The 23,417-nt window shown below is 32.6% G+C and carries 24 protein-coding genes; 9 read left to right on the forward strand and 15 right to left on the reverse strand.

Going from position 1 to position 23,417, the window contains the following annotated elements:
• Position 1 precedes the first annotated feature (1 nt).
• Positions 2-1,036 (reverse strand): o-succinylbenzoate synthase, encoded by a 1,035-nt coding sequence (locus OS188_RS05425; RefSeq protein WP_267147813.1) that lies wholly within the window; start codon positions 1,034-1,036, stop codon positions 2-4.
• 62 nt (positions 1,037-1,098) lie between these two features.
• Here OS188_RS05425 and OS188_RS05430 point away from each other — a divergent pair, with 62 nt between their 5' ends.
• Positions 1,099-2,034: a sterol desaturase family protein gene (locus OS188_RS05430; protein WP_267147814.1), complete on the forward strand. Its 936-nt coding sequence runs from the start codon at positions 1,099-1,101 to the stop codon at positions 2,032-2,034.
• Complete coding sequence (locus OS188_RS05435; protein WP_267147815.1) at positions 2,031-2,822, forward strand: SDR family oxidoreductase; 792 nt, start codon at positions 2,031-2,033, stop codon at positions 2,820-2,822. The genes OS188_RS05430 and OS188_RS05435 overlap by 4 nt, the downstream gene beginning before the upstream one ends.
• Positions 2,823-2,825: 3 nt before the next feature.
• On the opposite strand, the gene OS188_RS05440 is transcribed toward OS188_RS05435, so the two are convergent.
• The 4 genes from OS188_RS05440 to OS188_RS05455 all read right to left on the reverse strand — a co-directional run bounded on the left by OS188_RS05440 (position 2,826) and on the right by OS188_RS05455 (position 6,411).
• Complete coding sequence (locus tag OS188_RS05440) at positions 2,826-3,581, reverse strand: GIN domain-containing protein (RefSeq protein WP_267147816.1); 756 nt, start codon at positions 3,579-3,581, stop codon at positions 2,826-2,828.
• Positions 3,582-3,761: 180 nt separating this feature from the next.
• The gene (locus OS188_RS05445; RefSeq protein ID WP_267147817.1) at positions 3,762-4,439 is read right to left on the reverse strand and encodes a metal-dependent hydrolase; all 678 of its coding nucleotides are present in this window, start codon (positions 4,437-4,439) and stop codon (positions 3,762-3,764) included.
• Between the two features lie 203 nt (positions 4,440-4,642).
• Positions 4,643-5,548 (reverse strand): 1,4-dihydroxy-2-naphthoate octaprenyltransferase, encoded by a 906-nt coding sequence (gene menA, locus OS188_RS05450; RefSeq protein WP_267147818.1) that lies wholly within the window; start codon positions 5,546-5,548, stop codon positions 4,643-4,645.
• Between the two features lie 23 nt (positions 5,549-5,571).
• Complete coding sequence (locus OS188_RS05455; protein WP_267147819.1) at positions 5,572-6,411, reverse strand: 1,4-dihydroxy-2-naphthoyl-CoA synthase; 840 nt, start codon at positions 6,409-6,411, stop codon at positions 5,572-5,574.
• A gap of 133 nt (positions 6,412-6,544) precedes the next feature.
• On the opposite strand from OS188_RS05455, the gene OS188_RS05460 reads away from it, so the two are divergent.
• The gene (locus OS188_RS05460; RefSeq protein ID WP_267147820.1) at positions 6,545-6,970 is read left to right on the forward strand and encodes a hypothetical protein; all 426 of its coding nucleotides are present in this window, start codon (positions 6,545-6,547) and stop codon (positions 6,968-6,970) included.
• A 1-nt stretch (position 6,971) separates the two neighbouring features.
• The gene (locus OS188_RS05465) at positions 6,972-7,424 is read left to right on the forward strand and encodes a hypothetical protein (RefSeq protein WP_267147821.1); all 453 of its coding nucleotides are present in this window, start codon (positions 6,972-6,974) and stop codon (positions 7,422-7,424) included.
• On the opposite strand, the gene OS188_RS05470 is transcribed toward OS188_RS05465, so the two are convergent.
• The 5 genes from OS188_RS05470 to OS188_RS05490 all read right to left on the reverse strand — a co-directional run bounded on the left by OS188_RS05470 (position 7,396) and on the right by OS188_RS05490 (position 12,195).
• On the reverse strand, positions 7,396-8,226 hold the full coding sequence (locus OS188_RS05470; RefSeq protein WP_267147822.1) for a CvfB family protein: 831 nt from the start codon (positions 8,224-8,226) through the stop codon (positions 7,396-7,398). The two genes, OS188_RS05465 and OS188_RS05470, sit on opposite strands and share 29 nt — an antisense overlap.
• Before the next feature lie 92 nt (positions 8,227-8,318).
• Complete coding sequence (locus OS188_RS05475) at positions 8,319-8,660, reverse strand: DUF2853 family protein (RefSeq protein WP_267147823.1); 342 nt, start codon at positions 8,658-8,660, stop codon at positions 8,319-8,321.
• 159 nt (positions 8,661-8,819) lie between these two features.
• The gene (gene menD, locus OS188_RS05480; RefSeq protein WP_267147824.1) at positions 8,820-10,580 is read right to left on the reverse strand and encodes a 2-succinyl-5-enolpyruvyl-6-hydroxy-3-cyclohexene-1-carboxylic-acid synthase; all 1,761 of its coding nucleotides are present in this window, start codon (positions 10,578-10,580) and stop codon (positions 8,820-8,822) included.
• 50 nt (positions 10,581-10,630) lie between these two features.
• Positions 10,631-11,770, reverse strand: coding sequence for a chorismate-binding protein (locus tag OS188_RS05485; RefSeq protein WP_267147825.1), 1,140 nt, complete (start codon positions 11,768-11,770; stop codon positions 10,631-10,633).
• Positions 11,770-12,195 carry a PaaI family thioesterase gene (locus tag OS188_RS05490; protein ID WP_267147826.1) on the reverse strand — a complete coding sequence of 142 codons (426 nt, stop codon included), beginning with the start codon at positions 12,193-12,195 and terminating at the stop codon, positions 11,770-11,772. The genes OS188_RS05485 and OS188_RS05490 overlap by 1 nt, the downstream gene beginning before the upstream one ends.
• Positions 12,196-12,235: 40 nt before the next feature.
• Here OS188_RS05490 and OS188_RS05495 point away from each other — a divergent pair, with 40 nt between their 5' ends.
• Positions 12,236-12,871: an alpha/beta hydrolase gene (locus OS188_RS05495; protein ID WP_267147827.1), complete on the forward strand. Its 636-nt coding sequence runs from the start codon at positions 12,236-12,238 to the stop codon at positions 12,869-12,871.
• Between the two features lie 198 nt (positions 12,872-13,069).
• Here OS188_RS05495 and OS188_RS05500 read toward each other — a convergent pair whose 3' ends face one another.
• From OS188_RS05500 to dnaK, 5 genes are all read right to left on the reverse strand, one after another.
• Positions 13,070-14,089, reverse strand: a complete 1,020-nt coding sequence (locus OS188_RS05500; protein WP_267147828.1) for a TQO small subunit DoxD — start codon at positions 14,087-14,089, stop codon at positions 13,070-13,072.
• 58 nt (positions 14,090-14,147) lie between these two features.
• Complete coding sequence (locus OS188_RS05505) at positions 14,148-14,525, reverse strand: hypothetical protein (RefSeq protein WP_267147829.1); 378 nt, start codon at positions 14,523-14,525, stop codon at positions 14,148-14,150.
• 193 nt (positions 14,526-14,718) lie between these two features.
• On the reverse strand, positions 14,719-15,480 hold the full coding sequence (locus tag OS188_RS05510; RefSeq protein WP_267147830.1) for a CDP-alcohol phosphatidyltransferase family protein: 762 nt from the start codon (positions 15,478-15,480) through the stop codon (positions 14,719-14,721).
• Positions 15,481-15,640: 160 nt separating this feature from the next.
• Positions 15,641-16,588: an NAD(P)H-dependent flavin oxidoreductase gene (locus tag OS188_RS05515; RefSeq protein WP_267147831.1), complete on the reverse strand. Its 948-nt coding sequence runs from the start codon at positions 16,586-16,588 to the stop codon at positions 15,641-15,643.
• 257 nt (positions 16,589-16,845) lie between these two features.
• A complete protein-coding gene (gene dnaK / locus OS188_RS05520) occupies positions 16,846-18,753 on the reverse strand; it encodes a molecular chaperone DnaK (protein WP_267147832.1) in 1,908 nt (635 codons plus the stop codon).
• Between the two features lie 270 nt (positions 18,754-19,023).
• Here dnaK and OS188_RS05525 point away from each other — a divergent pair, with 270 nt between their 5' ends.
• The 4 genes from OS188_RS05525 (at position 19,024) to OS188_RS05540 (ending at position 23,355) form a co-directional block, all read left to right on the forward strand.
• Positions 19,024-20,103 carry a BamA/TamA family outer membrane protein gene (locus tag OS188_RS05525; RefSeq protein WP_267147833.1) on the forward strand — a complete coding sequence of 360 codons (1,080 nt, stop codon included), beginning with the start codon at positions 19,024-19,026 and terminating at the stop codon, positions 20,101-20,103.
• Positions 20,104-20,227: 124 nt separating this feature from the next.
• Positions 20,228-21,652, forward strand: coding sequence for an L-serine ammonia-lyase (locus OS188_RS05530; protein WP_267147894.1), 1,425 nt, complete (start codon positions 20,228-20,230; stop codon positions 21,650-21,652).
• 153 nt (positions 21,653-21,805) lie between these two features.
• Positions 21,806-22,624, forward strand: coding sequence for a 3-methyl-2-oxobutanoate hydroxymethyltransferase (panB, locus tag OS188_RS05535; protein WP_267147834.1), 819 nt, complete (start codon positions 21,806-21,808; stop codon positions 22,622-22,624).
• A gap of 35 nt (positions 22,625-22,659) precedes the next feature.
• Complete coding sequence (locus OS188_RS05540; protein ID WP_267147895.1) at positions 22,660-23,355, forward strand: RluA family pseudouridine synthase; 696 nt, start codon at positions 22,660-22,662, stop codon at positions 23,353-23,355.
• The last annotated feature ends 62 nt before the right edge of the window (positions 23,356-23,417 follow it).

Here is a 23,417-nt window from a genome sequence, read left to right on the forward strand (position 1 = left end):
GTTATAAATTAAAATTCCAGTTTTCATTTTTTTGGTACTGCAATGTACCATTTTTTACATTTAAAGGCGAAGCAAAATTATTAGTAAATAAACTCCCTGTTCCAAGTCCTTGAGGCATAGCACTGTTTAGGGTATAAGTCCATTGTGCAATCGCATTTAAGCCCACATTACTCTCTAAAGCGCTTGTAATCCACCAACCTATATTTTGTTTTTCGGATAAATCAATCCAATCTTTACTTCCTGAAAAACCACCAACCAAACTTGGTTTTAAAATAATATATTGAGGGTTTATTGTTTCAAGTAAGGTTGTCTTTTTTTCTTTTGAAAAAACACCAATTAACTCTTCGTCTAAAGCAATTGGTAAAGGTGTTTTTTCACACAAACTAGCCATATCTTCAATTTGACCTTGTTTTATAGGTTGTTCTATAGAATGAATATCTAATTCTGAAAGTAGTTTTAGTTTTTCTAAAGCTTCTTCAACTAAGAATGCACCATTAGCATCTACACGTAATTCGATGTCTTTTGGAGAGAACTCTTTTCTTATGGATTTTAAAAGATTAAATTCCGTTTGAAAATCGATAGCGCCAATTTTCATTTTAATACATGAAAACCCAGCTTCAATTTTTTCTTTAATTTGTTGTTTCATGAAGGCTTCGCTTCCCATCCAAATCAAGCCGTTAATAGAAATGGCATCTTTACTTTGAGTAAATTCTGATGGAAATATCTCGAAAGGATCTTTACTATTAAGAGAAGCAAATGCCGTTTCAAGTCCTAATTGAATGCTTGGAAACTTATAAAGTTCATCCAATAAAACAGGTAATCCTAAATGAATATTTAAACAGGTCCATTTTAAAATATCTTCGTAATGTGGTACATCGTCTACACTCAATCCTCTAAATAAACCACATTCTCCAACACCAGTTTTTCCGTCTTTTTCAAGAATTATAAACCAAGTTTCCTTAGTTTTTAAAATCCCTCTAGACGTACCACTGGCTTGTTTAAAATTTAAAATATAATTCTGGTAATTTGCTTTCATAGTTAGTTTCAAAAATACTCAAAATATTTTGTACATTAGACTTCAATATATATTAAATAGTCATGCCAGAATTTCCAAATCTTATTTATTTTGCCATTCCATTTTTTATAGTTTCCATGCTTCTGGAATTGTTTATTACAACCAGACAAAAAATTAAAACTTACGAAACTAAAGATGCCTTTACATCTATTGCCATGGGCTTGGGTAATGTTGCTATTAATTTAGTTAGCAAAGGTTTGGTTTTATTGGCTTTCTTTTTTGTGTATGAAAACTTTAGATTATTCACTATTCCATTGGCTTGGTGGAGTGTTATTTTGTTATTTTTTGTAGACGATTTATCTTATTATTGGTTCCACAGAGTTTCTCATGAATGTAGACTTTTTTGGGCTTCGCATGTGGTGCATCATTCCTCAGAACATTATAATTTAAGTACGGCCTTAAGACAAACTTGGTCTGGTGGTTTTTATTCCTTTGTGTTTTGGTTATGGTTGCCTTTACTTGGGTTTCATCCAGCCATGATTTTATTGCAAATGTCTATAAGTCTGTTATATCAATTCTGGATTCATACCGAAACCATTAACAAACTACCAAAATGGTTTGAAGCTGTAATGAATACGCCTTCTCACCACAGAGTACACCATGGAAGTAACCCTATTTATTTGGATAGAAACCACGCAGGAATCCTAATTATCTGGGATAAACTTTTTGGAACTTTCCAAGCTGAATTAGATGACGAAAAAGTTATTTATGGATTGGTAGAAAACATCCATACGTATAACCCAATTAAAGTTGCTTATTTAGAATGGTATCATATGTTAAAAGATGTGTTTTCTGGAAAAAAATCTATTTCTAACCGGATTAAATATTTAGTAAAACCTCCAGGTTGGAAACATGATGGAACTGGAAAATCGAGTGATGATTTGAGAAAAGAATGGCTTGATGCCGGTTTAAAGTCACCGTCTCAGTTTTCAGTTGATAATAAAAATGAGATTGTATGACCCTTAATGAAAAAGTAATTTGGATTACCGGAGCTTCAAGTGGCATTGGCAAAAGTTTAGCTATAACACTTTCTAATGAGAATTGTAAACTGATACTTTCTGCTCGAAGAAAAGCTGAATTAGAAAAAGTAAAAGCATTATGCAAGCAACCTGAAAATATAGCTGTTTTAACATTAGACTTAGCAGAAACAGAAACGCATGCTTCTATTGCTGGAGATGCAATTTCTTTATTCGGTAAAATAGATATCCTTATTAATAATGGAGGAATTAGTCAACGTTCTCCCATAATTGATACAGATATAGCTGTAGACAGAAAACTAATGGAAGTAGATTATTTGGGAACTGTAGCTTTAAGCAAAGCTCTTTTACCTCATTTTGTAGCTAATAAAACCGGACATTATGTTGTTGTTTCCAGCCTTATGGGAAAGTTTAGTTCCCCCTTACGGTCAGCCTATTGCGGAGCAAAACATGCTTTACATGGATTTTTTGACGCTTTAAGGTTAGAGCATAGTGCAGATAATATAAAAGTAACCATGATTTGTCCGGGATTTGTAAATACCGACGTAGCCAGAAATGCATTAACTTCAGATGGAAGCAAACAAATACATCAAGACACAATGACCGAAAACGGATTAAACGTAGATGTATTCACTAAAAAAATGATACAAGCTATACGTAAAGAGAAATTTGAAGCCTATATTGGAAAAAAGGAGGTTTTAGGGGTATATTTAAAACGTTTTTTTCCTAAGTTACTACATAAGCTAGTACTAAAAAGCAAGGTTACCTAAACTTTAATTTAGTTTTACAATCTCTACTTCTCCAATAGAAATTCCACTATCCAATCTAGCGTTACCTTTATAAGTTACAGTCGGTTCTCCATAAGATACTATCTTTAACCTATCAGATACATTAAACTGAAAACTACCATCTCCGTATGCTGTAATTTTGGTGGATTTACTTTGTGCATCTAAAGTGTTGACATTAGATTCACCATAAGCAGTTATCTTTTGGTTCACAACAGTTCCTTTTTCAATTTTGAAAAAACTCTCACCATAAATAGTTACTTTCAGATCTTTTAATTCAACATCATTCATATAAACCTGAGATTCACCATAAATATTTAGTGTCATTCTATCTGAATTAACAGGACTATCAAATACTATTCTTTCTTCGCCACGCAAAGAAAAACTAACAGCCTTTTTATAGACTACAATAACTTTCACTACAGTACCTTTATATAATGGTACAGTTCTGTTTTTCGAGCTTTTCTCAATATCCTTTTTTGTTGTGTATTCTGCTCCGTCTAAATATAATTGTAAGGTGTGCTTTTTAACTTCCACATGAAACTTTTCTAAAGGCTCGCTAATATGTTCTATTATAACCTCTTCCTTTTCACCTGTTTTAAAAGTAACCTCAATATGAGGACTAACAATTACCTTATTAAAGCTATTGACAGCAATATTCCTATTTTGGGAAAATACAGTTGTTGAAAACAATAATAAAGTAATTGCTAAAACTTTGATAGACATCTTGTATAATAAATTCATGAGATATGTTTTTGTAAGGTTATATAGTATAGATAATCTTTTTTCTTAACTGTTACAGTTGAATTGCTTTCTTTTATTACAGTGGGGTAATTTACACAGTTATCTCAAGGTTAAAAACCTGCTTATCATTCACTATACATCATATCTTTTTGAAGCTATAATTATAAGATTTTGAAAAAATTAAAGTTCGATACTCTCCCCTATTTCTAATAGCATTAAATCTTTATTTTTATCGAAGAATTTACGTTTAGCCTCTTCATGGTCTATTTCTATATAGCCAAACGTATCAAAGTGATAACCAAGAATTTTATCGCATTCTATAAAATTACTAGCGAGGATAGCATCATTTACTCCCATGGTAAAATTATCTCCAATTGGTAGAATAGCCAGATCTAATTTAGTTTGCATAGGGATTAATTTCATATCCATTGTCAAGGCGGTATCACCTGCTATATAAATATTTTTACGTTCGCCTTCAATTACAAAACCTCCTGGTTGTCCGCCATAACTCCCATCTGGAAAAGAAGATGTATGAATGGCATTAACAAACTTTACATTTCCAAATTCAAAATCCCAACTCCCTCCATGATTCATAGGGTGACCTTCAAAACCTTTATTTTGAAAGTGTGTTACCACTTCAAAGTTAGATACAATTACAGCATCTGTACGTTTAGCAATGGCTTCAACATCCAAAATATGATCTTGATGTGCATGAGTTAATAAAATATAGTCTGCTTTTAAAGACTCTAAATCTATATGCGACGCTTTTTCATTAGCCGAAATAAATGGATCAACTAAAATATGAACGTCATTAACTTCAATTCCTAAACTAGCGTGACCGTAAAAAGTAATTTTCATTTTGAGAGATTTTAATAGATTGAAACTGGAATTTACAAAAAAACTCAAACAAATTTTAGTAATTTGCTTGAGTTTTTCAATCCCCAAAATATGAAGCTATTTAATATGCTTCAAAATATTGATAATAGAGTATCAATACAATAAATATAAAACATATTAATCTGAATTACAACTAATTACCTTGTTTTATTATATTTAGTTCATTATAATAAATGACCAATTGCTAACAAAACGCTTAAAGCAAAAGTAGATAAAGCCAATTTTTTTAACTCAGGATCTAACAGTTTTGGTTCTGTATTGTTCTTTACAACAATTAAATGTTTAATTAAAGGAATATAAGCTATAAAAAATATTAGGTTGAAAACAGATGTGTAGTAAAGAATTCCAAAAAGTGCAGATAATACAATAGCAGAACCCACCAAAAAATAATGATAGATTTTACCATTCTCGAACCCCATTTTAACAATTAGGGTGTTTTTATTAGCATTTCTATCGGAATTAATATCACGTAAATTATTTAAATTTAATACTGCAACACTAAGCAAACCAATAGTAAAAGCTGGAAGGAAAACGACATGATCTAATTGTTTTGAAAATAAAATATAACCTCCAATAACACTAACAAGTCCAAAAAACACAAATACAAACAAGTCTCCTAATCCTCTATATCCATAAGCATTACTTCCAACGGTATACTTTATAGCGGCATAAATAGACACCAGACCAATCCCGAAAAATAACAAGCCTAAAAGGAAATGTTTTGATCCAAAAGCAGATAGAATTAATAGAAGAGCCAAGCCGATAGTTATAAGAATGTTTATTTTTATAGCATCAAGCATTTTTTCTGGAGTGATTTCTCCACTTTGTATGGCGCGTTGTGGTCCAATACGTTCGTGATTATCTGTTCCTTTAATACCATCTCCATAATCGTTTGCCAGGTTAGATAATATTTGTAAGCTTAAAGTGGTTAAAAGAGCTAAAACGAATATCGACCAATTAAAAAAGCCATTGTATTCTGCTAGACTAGCAGCTACAATAATTCCTGAAATAGACAATGGAAGTGTTCTTAACCTAAAGGCAGACAACCAGGTTTTATATTTTTTTGACATAAATACGTTTAAAGTCTATAGATTTAAGGAATCCATTTTTTTGGAAAGTTAGGTTTGCGTTTTTCTAAAAAGGCATCACGCCCTTCTTTCGCCTCGTCTGTCATATATGCTAAGCGAGTTGCCTCTCCTGCAAATACCTGCTGGCCTACCATTCCATCGTCTGTTAGATTCATAGCAAATTTTAACATTTTTATAGATGTTGGAGATTTAGCTAAAATTTCCTGAGCCCAATTATAAGCTGTACTTTCTAACTCTTCATGAGGTATTACAGCGTTTACCATGCCCATCTCGTAAGCTTCCTGAGCTGAATAATTTCTTCCTAAGAAAAAGATTTCACGGGCTTTTTTCTGTCCTACCATTTTTGCTAAATAGGCCGAGCCATAACCCCCATCGAAACTTGTAACATCAGCATCTGTTTGTTTAAAAATAGCATGTTCTTTACTGGCTAGAGTTAAATCGCAAACTACGTGTAAACTGTGCCCTCCTCCAACTGCCCATCCTGGAACCACTGCAATTACGGCTTTTGGCATAAACCTAATAAGTCGTTGTACTTCCAAAATATTCAACCTGTGGTAGCCATCATCCCCCACATAACCTTGATGTCCTCTTGCTTTTTGATCGCCTCCAGAACAGAAGGAATATACACCGTCTTTGGTGGAAGGACCTTCAGCAGAAAGTAAAACAACACCTATGCTTACATCTTCACTGGCATCGTAAAAAGCGTCGTATAATTCTTTAGTAGTTTTTGGTCTAAATGCGTTTCGAACATCTGGCCTATTAAAAGCTATTCTAGCCACTCCATTACATTTCTTATAGGTAATATCTTCGTACTCTTTGGCTACAACCCAATCAATATCCTTCATAAATTTAGTTTTAATTTAAAGCATCAAAAATAAGTATTTTCGAGCAATTTTAACCAACCTTATATTTTTTATGGTGTCGTACCTTCTAATTATCATCTACATTTTATAACTTGCCCCCAAATTACAAAAGATTATGAAGGTTGTAAATTCGTCTATTACACATTTGATAGAAGATACTATCGCTTCTAAAATAGGTGATTTTTATTTCTTTAAAGATTTTATTATTGCAGAGTTTAAAGAAGAAAGTCATGTTTCTTTTGCTCAATTTGAAGATATTATGGAAATGGGTAAAGAAAAATATAATTCTAAACCCGTTGGTTTTATTTCAAATAGAATTAACTCTTATTCGGTTAATCTTATTGATATGTTCGAGAATTCTAATTTTTCAAATTATTTATCTGCTTATGCTATTGTTTCTTACAGTGAAGTGACAACAAAAGTATTAGATCTAGAAGATCATTATTTTTCCATTCCCAGAAAGCGCTTTAATAATTTAATAGAAGCAGCAAACTGGATTCAAGATGAACTAGAAATTAAAAAAAACGACAACAAAAAATAATATGGCCATCTCAATTCGTGAATCTCATCTTTCACATCGCATAATAAAAACCTATGAACTTAAGGTTGGGACTTTCTATTTTTTTGAAGATTTTATTGTGGTAGAATACGCCAAAGATACTCTTGTTTCTTTTAGTGCCATACAACCTATTATGGCTAAGAGAAATAAATACTTTCCCAATAACAGACCATTTGGGCTAATTGTAAACAAAATTAATCCTTATAATACAGTACCATCTGATGCTGTAAAACTTGAAAAAGAAGTTCCAAATCTAGTTGCTACAGCCGTAGTAGGCTATAACTGTAGTCAAACAATACATTTCGATTTAGAAAATTATTTTTTCAAAAAAATTAATCGTAAATTATTTAATTCTTTAGAACAAGCTGATACATGGCTTAGTGAGATATTTAAAACGGAACAGCTGGTTATATCAAATAAATCCCATCTTCTTTAATTTCTATAAGTCTTTGTTTATATAAAGTTCCAACAGCCTTCTTAAAGCTTTTTTTACTCATCTGAAGAATTTGCTTAATATCTTCAGGGTTAGACTTATCTGTTAGTTTTAGATACCCACTATTATCACGAAGTTCTATCATAATAGCATCGGCATTAGGTTCAATGTTTCTATAACCTATTTGGCCTAAAACAACATCGATTTTATTATCAGGTCTAATTTTCTTGATATAACCTTTTAAACGATCGCCTACACTAAGATCTTGGAAAATATCATCTTTAAAAATAAGGCCTAAATGTTTTTTATTAATAATAACATTCATACCTAAATCTGAAGGATGAGAGACAATTAAATCCACTTCTTCAAACTCTTTAACAGTAAGCTCTTTATTATCTAAAAACTGATTAGTTTTACTAGAAGCCACTAATCTGTTAGTCTTTTCATCTAAAAAACAATAGACAAAATACCAGCCTCCTTTTTTCATTTTAAAAGCTTGCTCTCCAAAAGGACAAAACAGTTCCTTAAGCATACCCCAATCTAAAAAGGCACCATGTTCTGTAACAGCATTACATCTTAATAAAGCAAAATCGCCTTTTTTGATATAAGGTTTATCTGTTACTGCAACTAAGCGTTCCTCATTATCTAAATAGACAAAAACCTCTATTTTTTCCCAAATTATAAACGATTCTGGTACATATCTATTTGGTAGTAATATTTCGTTTCCTTCATTATCTGCCAAATAAATTCCTTGTTCAGATTCTCGAATTATTTCTAAGGTATTGTATTCTCCTAAATTTATCATGCTACAAAGGTAATAATATTCGTTATTAGAAATAAAAAAAGCGTTACTATTCCACAAATAGAAAAGTAACGCTTAAATGCTATTTAAACAGTCTATTTATAAACTGATTCTTTTTTAAAATGTTTGGTTAATAAATAATAAACTACTGCTCTATATTTATTTCTATTAGATTGTCCGTATTGGTCCAATACGGCTTGAATTCCTTTATCCAAATCTGGACTATCTTTTAAACCTAGTTTTTTTATTAAAAAATTATTTTTTACAGTAGCTAATTCTGAAGGATCTGTTCCAGAAACTGTTGATGCATCTGCATTATAAATTGATGGTCCACAACCAATGGTGACTTTTGTTAGTAAGTCCATATCTGGATTAACACCACATTTGTCTTTTAAATCTGCTGCATACTTTACAATTAAGTCGTCTCTTTTTCCCATGTTAAATTTAATTTTGAGATTAATAATAAATAGATTTTAAATATAATCATTATTAATATAATTTGACAGCATAATCCATTGATATTTTCTTAATATTTTAATTTTTTATTGTTTTAATATTAAAAAACAGATTAAACTAAAAATATGTGTTCTTTCTATTTATTTTATAAATTTAAAATAATCTAATAACACTTGATCATTGATAGTTCTTGGCGTAAAAATCTCTAATACTCTTGGCTGATCAGATTCGTTAAAAAATGTTTTTAATAGAGTTTTTAATTGTTTCTCATTGGAGGCTGATACATAATCTAACTCGTACATTTTACAAAGGTGTTTTGCCGAGAGCTTGTGTGTGGTCTCAAAATAAGTATCAAATTTTTTATTGTCTTTATGTCCTGGGAGAATTCTAAAAATTCCTCCTCCTTGATTATTTATAATAATAATTCTAAAGTTATTAGGAATATAGTTGTTCCACAAAGCATTGCTGTCGTAAAAGAAACTTAAGTCGCCAGTAATTAAAACAGTAGGCTTTTTATGAGCCTTAGAACACCCAATAGCTGTACTTGTACTTCCATCTATTCCGCTTGTACCACGGTTACAAAAAACTGGGATATTTTTATTTAAGTCGAAAAGTTGAGAATATCTAATGGCTGAGCTATTCCCTAATTGTAAAACCAGTTGCTCTGGTAAGTTATTTATAACAATATCAAAAACCTTAAAATCGGAAAAAGGAATGTTTTCTACATATTCTTTATGCTTTTCTTTTCTCTTTGCCCTTATTTCATTCCAATACGAACTATAATCGCTTTTTACAAAATGAGTTAGTCTAGGTAATAAAGAATTAAAAAACTGATTTGGCGTAGCTTCTATATGTTTATCTAAACAGAAAAATGTATCATTTGCAGATTTTTTATCAATATGCCAATGATGTTTTGGTTGAAATTTACGCAAGAAACCTTTTATTTTCTTTGAAACAATCAATCCTCCAAAAGTTACTAAAATATCTGGTTGTAAGTCTTTAAACTCCTCTTCAGTTAATGGCGCAATCAACTTATCAATACTATTAAAAAACTGTTTGTTATGAATGTTAGAAGTAGTCTCTGTTAACACTATAACACTAGTATCTTTAGCTAATTCGTCCAGAATTTTCTGTTCCACTTGGTCCGGTTTATTGGCTCCAACCAAAATCATTTTTTTAGGATAGCTATTCCAATCGTCGTAACATTCTTGAATAAAGAAATCGTCAATTTTTTTCTTTTTTACTTCAACATCAATAACTTTTGGGTTGGCTATGGGAGTCTCTGTAGTTTCATACAAAGGTTCTTCAAAAGGAATATTAATATGAACGGGACCATTTGATAAAACAGCTCTATTAATGGCCGTATTAATTTTGGTTTCATTTTCCTCATCCAATTCTTGCTTAACTCCAAGCATGCGTTCCAGTTTATTTTCTATCGATCTAATAATTGCTGGCTCAGACTCGTTTAGATTTTTAGGTGCATGTTCAAAATTCAGTCTTAGATTGGCCGAAAACAATATATGATTGGCAAATACGTCTTTCTGATTGATGGTTTGTCCATCTCCAATCCCCACTAAATATCTAGGTCTGTCTGCCGATAAAACTACTAGAGGAATATTGCTGTAAAAAGCTTCTGAAATTGCTGGATAATAATTCAACAAAGCACTTCCAGAGGTACAAACTAGTGCTACAGGGCTTTCTATTTGTTGGGCAATACCTAAGGCAAAAAACCCGGCACAACGCTCGTCTACAATACTGTAGCAAGTAAAATACGGGTCGTTAGTAAACCCAATAGTTAAGGGTGCATTTCTACTTCCTGGAGAAATTACAATATGTTGAATGTTTTTGGCTTTGCACAACTGAATAACAGTTTGAGCCAGAGGGATTTTTGAATATAGCATCTTAGAAAAAATCTGACTGTAAATGTAATAAATAGCCCAGCGAAATAAAACTATTGTAATACCTTTTTCATCACTAAAGATTTGGCTCTAGTTTCTTGCCATTCTGCTTCAGGGTTAGAATCTTTAGTAATACCTCCTCCTACGTAAATTAATGCATTTCCATCTAATATTTGCATACAACGCAGATTTACAAATAGGCTGGAGACCTTCCTTATAGAAGCATATGCATTATTTTCAACATTACGTCTATTGGTGTTTCTAGAGGTTTTTTGTTTTAAATTTAATTCCCCTAAAAACCCTGTATAAAATTCTCTATTATAATTTTCTTCTTTTATAATAAATTGCTTTGCTTCTTCTTTTGGCATTCCACAAACCGCTGGAGTTGGATGTAATTGATTAAGTAATTCTTTAAAACTAGAGTTCTTGAAATTTAAAATTCCAGAAATATTAGTTTGCAAATGAAGCAAATTACCTGCTTTAACTGTTTTAACATCTGAAGTATGAACGTTTTCTGTAGCTCCTTCTAGGTTCTGCAAAATAAAATCTGTGACAAATTGTTGCTCTTCTTTTTCTTTGTTTTGCCAAAGAACATCTTCTGTGCCCTCAAATTTCTGTGTTCCGGCCAATGCCATCGTTTTAAAACGGGAGCCTTCTGTGGCAATTAAACTTTCTGGTGTAGCACCAAGCCATAATCCTATTTTTGGATGATACCAACAGTACACAAAAGCCGTTGGGTAGTTTTGAAGTAAACTCTTTAAAGTGTCTAATGGGTTTACATCCTTAAGACCTACTTTTTCGCATCTTGATAAAACAACTTTTTGAAATAACTTCTCCTCTATAACATCAATTCCCTTTTGAACCAATTCTATATGATATTTATGAGCGGCTTCAGTATTTTGAGCTGCTTCTACTCCCGCATTTACTCGGCTTTGTTTAGTAAATAGGTTTAAATTTACAGAACCGCAAGTTATAGTTAGAGAATCTTTAACAGGAATTAAAACAGAAAGCTTGGTTGAATCAAAAGGAGCAAAAACAAAACCCTCTTCTGAATAGTCTTTAATTGTATATAATTTATTTGTTTCTTGAAGCATGGCTTTTACCTCAGCTTCTTTAGGTTTTCTATATACTACAAAGGGCAACTGTTCTATTAATTGCTGTTGAATATTTTGAAAAAATTCGTCGGAGATCATTATTTCTTTTTTGGAAGTGAAATAGTTGATAATCTACAAACAGAAATTAGGTTATCGTTATCGTCCGTTACTCTAATATCTATTAATTGAGTGGTTCTACCTTTGTGTAAAAACGTAGCTTTAGCGTATACATAACCTTCTGTTACACTTTTTAAATGATTCGCAGTAATTTCCAATCCGCGCACAAATTTATTTTCTATATCTATAAATATATGCGATGCAAAACTACCAACACTTTCTGCAAGGGCAGCCGTTGCGCCTCCATGCAAAACACCGTCTGGCTGATAAACTCTGGAATTAACCGGCATTCGAGCTACTAGAAAATCGGAACCATAATCGACCATTTCAATATTTAAAGTTTCCATTAAGGTGTTTTTACTGGCTGCATTGGCTTTTGCTAGCACACTTTCTTTAGATAATTGCATAGAAAATTGTATTTTTAAAATCGAAATGTAAAAGTACAAAATGAATTTAGAAGAAAGACAAATATCATACACAACTACCAATAGTTATTCTACGTTAAACAGCCTAACAGATAAAACAAAAAACGTTTGGTTTGTTTGTCATGGAATGGGCTTTTTAAGTCGCTATTTTTTAAGATACTTTACCGGCTTAAACGCTGAAGAAAACTATATAATTGCTCCGCAAGCGCAAAGCAAATATTACTTACCACCCAAGTTAAAACATGTGGGCTCTAGTTGGTTAACTAAAGAAAACACGCTTAGAGAAACAGAGAATATTATGAATTACTTTGATGCTGTTTTTGAAGCTGAAAACATTCCAAAAGATAAAAATTTAATTGTGTTAGGTTATTCTCAAGGAGTAAGTGTTGCATTGAGATATGTGGCGAAAAGAAAATTGAATTGTGAACAATTAGTCATGCATTCTGGAGGAATCCCGATAGAGTTAGAGCCTGAAAATTTCGATTTTTTAAACGCTAAAGTTTCTATAATATATGGAACAGAAGATCCATATCTAGATGAAAAACGCATGATCCAAGAAATAAATAGAGGTAAAAAACTGTTTGGAAAGGACATAAATATTATTTCTTTTGAAGGAAAACATGAAGTGAATATAGAGCTTATTAAGGTTTTAGTTTAAAAACCATGGACACGTCTTATATAGCAAACAGACATTCAAAACTTCTGTTATGAGATTTGAGTAATGATTAGGATTTCCAGATAGCGGCTAAAAAAACTTTATATCTCTTCTCTTGAAAATATTTATACCATTAAAAAATTAAACTTCCCTGCCAAACTCATGGTCTTTCAGGGAAGTTTTCTTTATAAAAAAGAGATCCTATTTTTCAATTTGAATCTCCCATTCTGCGCCACTAATATCTATAAGTTTTAGCTTGTAAGTTTCGTTTTTTGCATATTTCATCCCTTCTAAATTCATAGATAGAATAGCTTTAGCCCCCAACGGAATAATTAAACTGTGTTTTCCTGGCTTCACTTTAGCTATATAATAATTACTAATATTGTCTAAATTGAACTTAGAAAGATCTGCTCCATTTTTATTCAAAACTATATTTCCATTACTGTCTAATAACTGAATACCAATTAAGAACGAACCATAAACATCTGCTCCCTCTACTCTAAAAACTTCAAACTCTAAAGTATTATTTTTTATAGAAGCATCACTTAGTTCCACTTTAGGTTTTACAGATTTATTATGAAGAGTTCCAAAAACACCTCCATGGAAATACTGATTGGTATAAAGAGTTAGAGCAAATATAGCCAAGGCACCAACTAAAACAATTTGCTTTAAATTTCTTATTGGTAAGACTCCGGAACCTAGAAAAGAGAACCATTTGGTTTCTGTAAATTTATATTTTCTATCCATGAAGAACTTATCCATAGAGTAATATCCGCTTCCACTTAAGAATAAAGCAAAACCACTAGCTATTCCTAAAACTCCAATTTGCCATTCGTCTAAACAGGTAGTTCCAATCCACCCAGAACCTAATAAAATTCCCATGGCTAAAAAGAATACACCAATACTCATTAAGCGGGTAAAGAATCCGAACATGATGAGAAGTCCTACAATTCCTTCTATAATAGTAAAAGCAACCATGTTCCACCATAAAACATCTGGATTAGACACCAAATATTCAATAAGTGGTTTAATTCCTAAGGCATTAGGCAGGAAGTGATTGAATTTTTCGCCAATATATCCGGCTTCTTCAGGGTTGAGTTTGTTTTCTAAAACTAATCTGCGCCAGAACGCAGAAAAATAAGTCCATCCAATAACTAATCTGATAGACAATGTAAAAAGTCCAGTCATATTAAACGACTGTTTATCTGTAAATTGTTTCATTAAAATTGATATTTATATAAAGTAATATTGATGATTAAAAATGTATAGCGAAAAAAAACTAAGCTAAATCGAGTTTTAATCTACTGTATAAAATATACAATGGTCTACCTATGTCTGGAGAGGCATTAGATGACTTTATTTGGTTTACTTCTCCAAAAACAGTCGAAAATAAAAAAGGATTACTTATTGAAACTGTACGTAAATCTAAATCAACAGTTTTTTGAGTTTGAACTGTTTCAACTTGATTAAAGATTAGACTATTACAAGAGTTCTCTTGAGAAAATGAAACTCTTGTTTTGTTTAGAGGACGTTGGTACTCAAAATTGAAAAGCACAGAACCAGATTCTTTTACAGAACAAGGTGTTAAAGAAAATAGTACCACTAGAAGTATAATGGAATTTCTTAAAAATTTAATATGTGGATTTGTATTTTTCATCAATTGCGCGCAAACATACTGCTTTTTGCACTATAGACTAAAAATAAACACTTAACAATTAGTTAAAGTATAAGAGGTTAAAATGCTAGTGTTTTAAAAGACTTACACTATAGATAATACAAGACTTAATAATGTTGTTTTACATTCATTCTATAGAATGTATAGAAACAGAAAATTCTACCTATAATGTATCTTACAGTATTTTTCTAATTCCTATAAAGACAAAAATCAGTAAGGAATAAAATATAAAAAAAGGAATTATATCATCTTTAAGTCCAGAAACCAACATGATACTAATTACTAATAATTGGAATCCAAGACCAAAAGTGGATACTAATGTCATCAACCAATTTGGAAAGTTTTTGCTTTTGGCAGCACTTCTATCCAGCCTATAAATTATTTTATCAAATCCACCATAAAGAATTTTATACAGACCAAAAAGGATGTTTACATGCTTTTGTTTTTCTCCAGGTAAAGCCATTGGAACTTCATTTTCAAAAACTCTACTTGTTGTATCTCCGTTATGTTTATTTCTTAAAATAGTGTAGTAATAATTATATAATGTGCCTTGAAGTTGAATTCCAAAAACCGCCAAAATCGTGGTTAGAATATTCGAATCTGTAATATGCCATAGTGCCAGAAAAATAAAGATATTTAATATAATGTCTGAAACAGAATCAAAATAACGCCCTGTATATGAAGGTGTTTTTTTTATTCGTGCCAATTCTCCGTCTGCTGCATCTAAAACCGATTTGAGAATTAAGAAAAAACCAGCTAACCAAAACTGATTATTGAAAATACAAACAATGGCAATAATGCCCGAAATAATAAAAGAAACAGTAACCTGAATGGGGGATACAGAAGTGTTTTTGATAGAATTTGCTATAATTTTGGCAGGAATTCTTCCGTAGTCTGAAAGATCTATAAACTTATGCTCCTTGGGTAATTTAGACATTTTGGGCTTTTCTATACAGCATTTTATAATGTCTTAGTTTCCTAAACATCAATTGAATTCTAAAAGATGTAAAGATACGATTTATAAGAGCATCTTCTTTTTAAATATTTTGGATCTTTGTAATTAGCGCAGACAAATTATCACAGCGCCTTTAAGGGAACTATTTAATCAGGTTTTCGACTATATCTTTTGTTGGCAGAATAGCATTAGTATACTCAATGCTTGGGCCAGCAACCCACACAGTTTTGTAGGTAGCTTGAGTAGCAGCCTTGGTAGTGGCATTCATTCCTATAGAAAAACGAATCATTTTAACCCATTTTTTAAGTTTTTTATTCTTATTTAAAATAGATTCTAATTTAGATTCCTTGGTTCCAATTTTTTGAACATAAGGAGTATTAATAACTGTACAAGGCGTTCCAGAAATACGCTGAGTCATAACAATATCTTTGGCTCCATAATCTACACAAGCTTGCTTATATTCGTCTGTAACTCCTGCTTCGATAGAGGCAATAAACGGACTTCCAACAGAAACCCCAGCTGCTCCATAACTAAGCATTTTATCAATATCTGCTTTACAGCCTACACCTCCAGCCGAAATAACTGGAATAGAAATATTTTTAGTTAATAGCTCTATTAATTCTTGAGGAGAAAAATCGCCTCTATGACCTCCAGCTTCATTGTTTACGGCTATAGCTGCATCTGCACCTAAGCTTTCTACTTTTTTAGCAAACTTTAAGTCGGTAACATCACAAAAGACCTTAATTCCCACAGCATGCGCCTGATTGATAGTTTCTTCAGGGCTTCCTAAAGATGTGATAATAAAGTCGCAACCCTCTTCGCATAGTACGCGAAGTTGCTCTTTGTATTTTAAATTGGATTTATTTACAATTAAATTATACCCAAAAGATCCACCTTCTACTTTTGCAGCTTTTAATTCTTTTATAGAGGCTCTCAAATCGTCTAAGGTTCTATAATTTAAAGCTGGAATACAACCGGCAATTCCACCTTTCATGGCTTCAATAACCATTGCTGTATTGGATACCAGAAACATTGGAGCTTGAATAATTGGGTGTTTTATGTTTAGTAATTCTGTGAGTTTAGTCTGCATTAGATTTGATGTGTTTTTATAACTTAAATTAGTGCCAATTTGTAAATATTGTCTTTTTTCAAGTTTAGGACACAAATATAAACAATTTATTATGCATGCATAACATATTTAAAGAATCTTAATTACATAATAAACAAAAAAACGCAACCAAATAAATGATTGCGTTTGTTATATATGTGTTCAGTCGTATAAGATCCTTCGCCTTAGCTCAGGATAAGCAATTCACACAATTTTGTTCGACAAAATTGGTTCTCTGCTTACTTCACTTCTTCGAAATCTACGTCTTCTACGTCGCTTCCTTCGTTAGAATCATTGCTTTCTGCATTTGCATCAGGTCCTGCTTCTGCTCCACCTTGCGCATCTGCTTGAGCTTTGTACATCTCTTCGCTAGCTACTTTCCAAGCTTCGTTAATTTTCTCTAAAGCTGGATCGATAACTGCTATATCTTTAGTTTCGAATGCTTTTTTCAATTCCTCTAAAGCTTCTTCAATTGGTTTCTTTTTATCATCAGATAATTTATCACCAAATTCTTTTAGCTGACTTTCAGTTTGGAAAATCATAGCATCTGCAGCATTCAATTTATCTGCTTTTTCTTTAGCTACTTTATCTGCTTCAGCATTTGCTTCGGCATCTTGTTTCATCTTTTGGATTTCTTCTTCAGTTAAACCAGAAGATGCTTCAATTCTAATATCTTGTGTTTTATTAGTAGCTTTATCTGTAGCCGTTACATGAATAATTCCATTTGCATCAATATCGAATGTTACTTCAATTTGAGGAGTTCCTCTTTTTGCTGGTGGAATACCATCTAAATGGAAGCGTCCAATAGTTTTATTGTCGGCCGCCATAGCTCTTTCTCCCTGTAATACATGGATTTCAACAGATGGTTGATTGTCTGCAGCTGTAGAGAACACTTGACTTTTCTTTGTTGGAATAGTTGTGTTAGCTTCAATAAGCTTTGTCATTACATTACCCATAGTTTCAATTCCTAAAGATAAAGGTGTAACATCTAATAACAATACATCTTTAACATCTCCAGATAAAACACCACCTTGGATTCCTGCACCTAAAGATACAACCTCATCTGGGTTTACACCTTTACTTGGAGCTTTTCCAAAGAATGATTCAACAGCATTTTGTACTGCTGGAATACGTGTAGAACCACCTACTAAAATTACTTGGTCAATATCATTTTTAGATAAACCAGCTGCTTTTAAAGCAGACTCACATGGAGCAATAGTACGTTTAACTAAATCGTCAATTAATTGTTCAAATTTAGCACGAGTTAACGTACGCACTAAGTGTTTTGGTCCTGATGCTGTAGCTGTAACGTATGGTAAATTGATTTCTGTTTGAGCAGAAGATGATAATTCAATCTTTGCTTTTTCAGCTGCTTCTTTTAAACGTTGTAAAGCCATTGGGTCTTTACGTAAGTCTATATCTTCTTCAGCTTTAAACTCGTCTGCTAACCAATCAATTACTTTTTGGTCTACATCGTCACCACCTAAATGTGTATCACCTTCTGTAGAAAGCACCTCAAAAACGCCATCTCCTAATTCTAGGATAGAAACGTCATGTGTTCCTCCACCAAAATCGAATACAACTATTTTTTGGTCTGTTCCTTTTTTATCTAAACCGTAAGCCAAAGCTGCAGCTGTTGGTTCGTTAATAATTCTTCTTACTTTTAAACCTGCAATTTCTCCAGCTTCTTTAGTTGCTTGACGCTGACTATCATTAAAATAAGCAGGTACTGTAATAACAGCTTCAGAAACTGTTGCTCCTAAGTAATCTTCAGCTGTTTTCTTCATTTTTTGAAGAATCATTGCTGATAATTCTTGTGGAGTGTATAAACGTCCGTCAATATCAACTCTTGGCGTATCGTTTTCACCTTTTACTACTTTGTAAGGCACTCTTCCTGCTTCTGTATTAGACTCAGAAAATTTGTTACCCATAAAACGTTTAATAGAAGAAACCGTTTTTGTAGGGTTTGTTACTGCCTGACGTTTTGCAGGATCACCAACTTTAATCTCGCCTCCTTCTACAAAAGCAATAACAGATGGTGTTGTGCGTTTTCCTTCTGCGTTAGGAATTACAACAGGCTCATTACCTTCCATAACAGAAACACATGAGTTTGTTGTTCCTAAATCGATTCCAATAATTTTACTCATAATCTTTATTTGTTTTTATTTATCCGGATCAATATTCAATAATATAGATTTACGGAAACTTTATGTTCATTTTAATTTCGAGTTGTTTATTTCAATCATTATGCCAACAATTTTACACTGACAAGCTGTCATAAATTTAAAAGCCAATTCTCAAGACCCAAGACTATACTGCTAAAATTTAAAAACTGTCAGAGTCCAAAAATTATTGGAAAAACATTTAAAAACATAAAAATGATAGTATATTAACCCTATATTTATAATTAATACCCTATGAAAAAATATTTACTCGGTTTTCTCCTTTTTTCATTTTGCCTAATTAATGGTTATTCTCAACAGCAGAAAACAAACAGTACTAAACCATCGGACACTTTAAAACAAAAGAAAGTCGATTTTTCTCTGATGCCTTTTCTAAGCTATAACAGAAATTTAGAACTCATGATTGGAGCTATTCCAATGCTTATGTATAAGTTAGACTCTAAAGATGCTATTTCACCCAAATCTTTATCGGGTTTATCTGCTGTTTATACAACTAATGGTTCCTATTTTATTTCTCTTTTCAATAAATTCTTTTATAAAGAAGACTCATGGCGGGGTAAGTTCTTTGTGCTTACCGGCGACAATAATTCACAGTTTTACGTGAACGACCTTGAAGTCCCAGGCTTTTATGACTATGCCACCAAAATAACAGTTGTAAGTGTGGGTGTACAAAGAAAAATTATAGATCATTTATATGGAGGATTAACTTATACTTATGCACATTATAAAACCGATTATGAAGATGAAATACAACCTGAAAATATCACCCAAACAAATGCCATTGAGTTAAATGTATTATACGATACAAGAGATGCTTTCTATTACCCCATGAATGGAACAAAAACCTCTTTACGTTATATCGCTTTCCCAACATGGTTTGGAAACGATGCAAATGCAAATAAAATATTATCTGAATACAACAAATATATACCTATGAAAAATGGAAAAGATGTTATTGCTGCAAGGTTTTCGGGAAAATTTGGCTTAGGAGAGATCGCTTTCCAACAGCAGGTAACAATTGGATCTAAGGATATTCGAGGTTATTCTGAAGGAAAGTATCGTGGAGATGGCTTAATGGCTTTACAAGGAGAATACCGTTATAATTTTAATAATAAAATGGGGCTTGTTGGATTTGCAGGAGTTGCAACAATCTATGGATCAGACACTGAAGATTTTAATTGGAAAGCCTACCCTGGAGCTGGAGTTGGATATCGCTACCGAGCTTTTAAAGCAGTTAAATTCAATATTGGATTAGATGCAGCGGTAGGAAAAGACGATTGGGGTATCTACTTTAGAATTGGAGAAGCTTTTTAAAATAGAAACCTAAAAAAACACTTGCAAACTAAGCAATACTATTTCTTAATAATAGGGACCTTATCTCTTAATTTCAACAGAAAGTTCTCGTATATTTGTAATCATTTTAAAACGATTAAGTATGTTGGAATGTATTTCGGTTTTCGATATGTTAAAAATAGGAGTTGGGCCATCCAGCTCTCACACATTAGGTCCATGGCGTGCTGCAGAACGTTGGATTGAAGAGCTTAAAGCTGCAAATAAATTTGACAAAGTAGAGCAAATATCTGTAGACCTATACGGTTCTCTATCTCTTACAGGAAAAGGTCATGCTACAGACTATGCTGTTATGCTCGGTTTGAGTGGTGGCGACCCAGAAACTATACAAATAGATTCTATAGAAGGAATTATAAGTTCTATTAAAGAAAACAAAATTTTACAGTTTAATAATGAAAAGCAAGTTTCTTTTAATCCAGAAACCAATATAATATTTAACCGAAAATTTCTGCCTTATCATGCTAACGGTTTAAGTTTTACCGCAACTATAGATGGTAAAAAATTAAAATCGACTTTTTACTCAATCGGAGGAGGTTTTGTGGTAAAAGAAGAACGAAAAAATTCGAAAAAAAATAAAGAGATATTACTAAACACCTTTCCCTATCCTATTGTAAAAGGAACTGAACTTTTAGCCTATTGTTCTGAGTTAAACTTACCAATTTCTAGCGTAGTTCTTGAAAATGAAAAGTCATTGAGAAATGAAGATAATATAGATTTTGAATTGCAACGAGTGTGGACTACTATGTTGGAATGCATGTATACTGGCTGTCATACCGAAGGCAACCTTCCGGGCGGGCTTAATGTGAGACGTCGTGCTTTTGATATGCATAAAAACTTAATAGGAGACTCCCCATATTCTAATCCTCAAGAATGGTTGGAAGCTATTAGAAAAACAGAAGTTAAATTTAGACAAATCCTTAAATGGGTTAGTTGCTTTGCTTTAAGTGTTAACGAGGTAAATGCAGCTTTAGGCCGTGTAGTTACAGCTCCTACAAATGGGAGTGCTGGAGTAATTCCTTCTGTACTTATGTATTATATGGTTATAGAAAATCATAAAGCCAATTTTGAAGAAATAAAACGTTTTTTATTAGTAGCTGGAGAAATTGGAAGTATCTTTAAGAAAAATGCTACTATTTCTGCTGCAATGGGAGGTTGTCAGGCCGAAATTGGTGTATCTTCTGCCATGGCTGCTGGTGCCCTATGCGAATTATTAGGTGGTTCTCCAGATCAAGTATTGGTTGCTGCAGAAATTGCTATGGAACATCACTTGGGATTAACCTGTGATCCTATTGGTGGACTGGTGCAAATTCCTTGTATTGAAAGAAACTCTATGGGTGCAATAAAAGCTATTAATGCAGCAGAGTTAGCTTTAGATACAGATCCTGCCAATGTAAAAGTACCATTTGACAAAGTGGTTTCTACCATGTGGGAAACAGCTAAAGATATGAGCTCTAAATATAAAGAAACAAGTGAAGGTGGATTAGCAGTAGGAGTAAATATTCCAGATTGTTAAACCTGTTAAACTCTATAAAAGAGAAAACTAAAGTAGCCTGTAGTAAATAATGCTGTTTTATACCGGGATTAGCTACTTTTTTAGCGTGCCTCTCTTCGAAACTATCAATTATTTACTATTTTTACATCCATTTAAAATATCAAACCATATAGCATGTCTGTAGCAAAAAAAGAGTACAAAAGAATTACCGTAAAAACCTTAGTTGATATGAAAGCTAATGGTGAAAAAATATCCATGCTTACAGCATACGATTATACCATGGCCAAGATTGTAGATGGCTCTGGAGTAGATGTAATCCTGGTTGGAGACTCTGCAAGTAATGTAATGGCTGGACATGAAACCACCTTGCCTATTACTTTAGATCAAATGATATATCACGCCTCTTCAGTTGTAAGAGCTGTAGAACGCGCATTAGTAGTAGTAGATTTACCTTTTGGAAGTTACCAAAGCGACCCTAAAGAAGCTTTGCGTTCCGCTATTAGAATTATGAAAGAATCTGGTGGTCATGCTGTAAAATTAGAAGGTGGAAAAGAAGTAAAAGAATCTATAAAACGTATTCTCAATGCAGGAATTCCTGTAATGGGACATTTAGGATTAACACCTCAATCCATCTATAAATTCGGAACTTATACTGTAAGAGCAAAAGAAGAAGAAGAAGCTATCCGTTTAAAACAAGATGCGCTTATGCTTGAAAAAGCTGGTTGTTTTGCTATTGTATTAGAAAAAATACCAGCTAAACTAGCTCAAGAAGTAGCAGAAAGTGTTTCCATTCCTGTAATAGGAATTGGTGCTGGACACGGTGTGGACGGACAAGTATTGGTTTTACATGATATGATTGGAATGACTCATGAGTTTCATCCACGTTTTTTAAGACGTTATATGAATTTATATGAAGACATGACTAATGCTATCTCCCAATATGTGGATGATGTGAAGTCTAAGGACTTTCCTAATGATGAAGAGCAGTATTAGTAGCTAGAAAAAATCTCTAATAATTCGTGAAATCTGTGTCTAAAGTACTGTCAACAAAAGAAAACCTTCAAGTTCTATACGAAGACAATCACATTATTATAGTTAATAAACGTGCTGGAGATATTGTTCAAGGCGATAAAACTGGAGATAAACCTTTAAGCGATGTTGTTAAAGAGTTTATTAAAGACAAATACAACAAACCTGGGAACGTCTATCTTGGAGTGGTACACAGATTAGACAGGCCAACCTCCGGCATAGTTATGTTTGCTAAAACTAGTAAAGCATTGCCAAGACTCAATAAAATGTTTGTTAATAAAGAAACAAGCAAAACGTATTGGGCACTAGTAAAACATGAACCTCCCAAAAAACAGGACACCTTAATCCATTGGTTACGAAAGAATCCGAAAAACAACAAATCTACTGCATTCCCTAATGAAGTTCCTGATGGTAAAAAAGCCATTCTACATTACCAGGTTATTAAAGAATTAGATAATTATTTTCTGTTAGAAGTTAATTTAGAAACAGGTAGACATCATCAAATACGGGTACAATTATCAAATATCGGGTGCTCGATTAAAGGAGATTTAAAATATGGGTTTAATAGAAGTAATAAAGATGCGAGTATTAGTTTACATGCCAGAAACCTGCAGTTTATTCATCCTGTTTCAAAAGAAAATATAGATGTAACTGCTCCCCTACCTAAAGATCCTGTTTGGGATGCTTGCCTATAGATAATACGATATAAAAATTTCACCAAGAGGTTGTCTCTAACGGGACAAAACCACGGAATAAT

The organism is Xanthomarina sp. F1114, from assembly GCF_026410255.1.
Taxonomy (GTDB): Bacteria; Bacteroidota; Bacteroidia; order Flavobacteriales; family Flavobacteriaceae; genus Xanthomarina.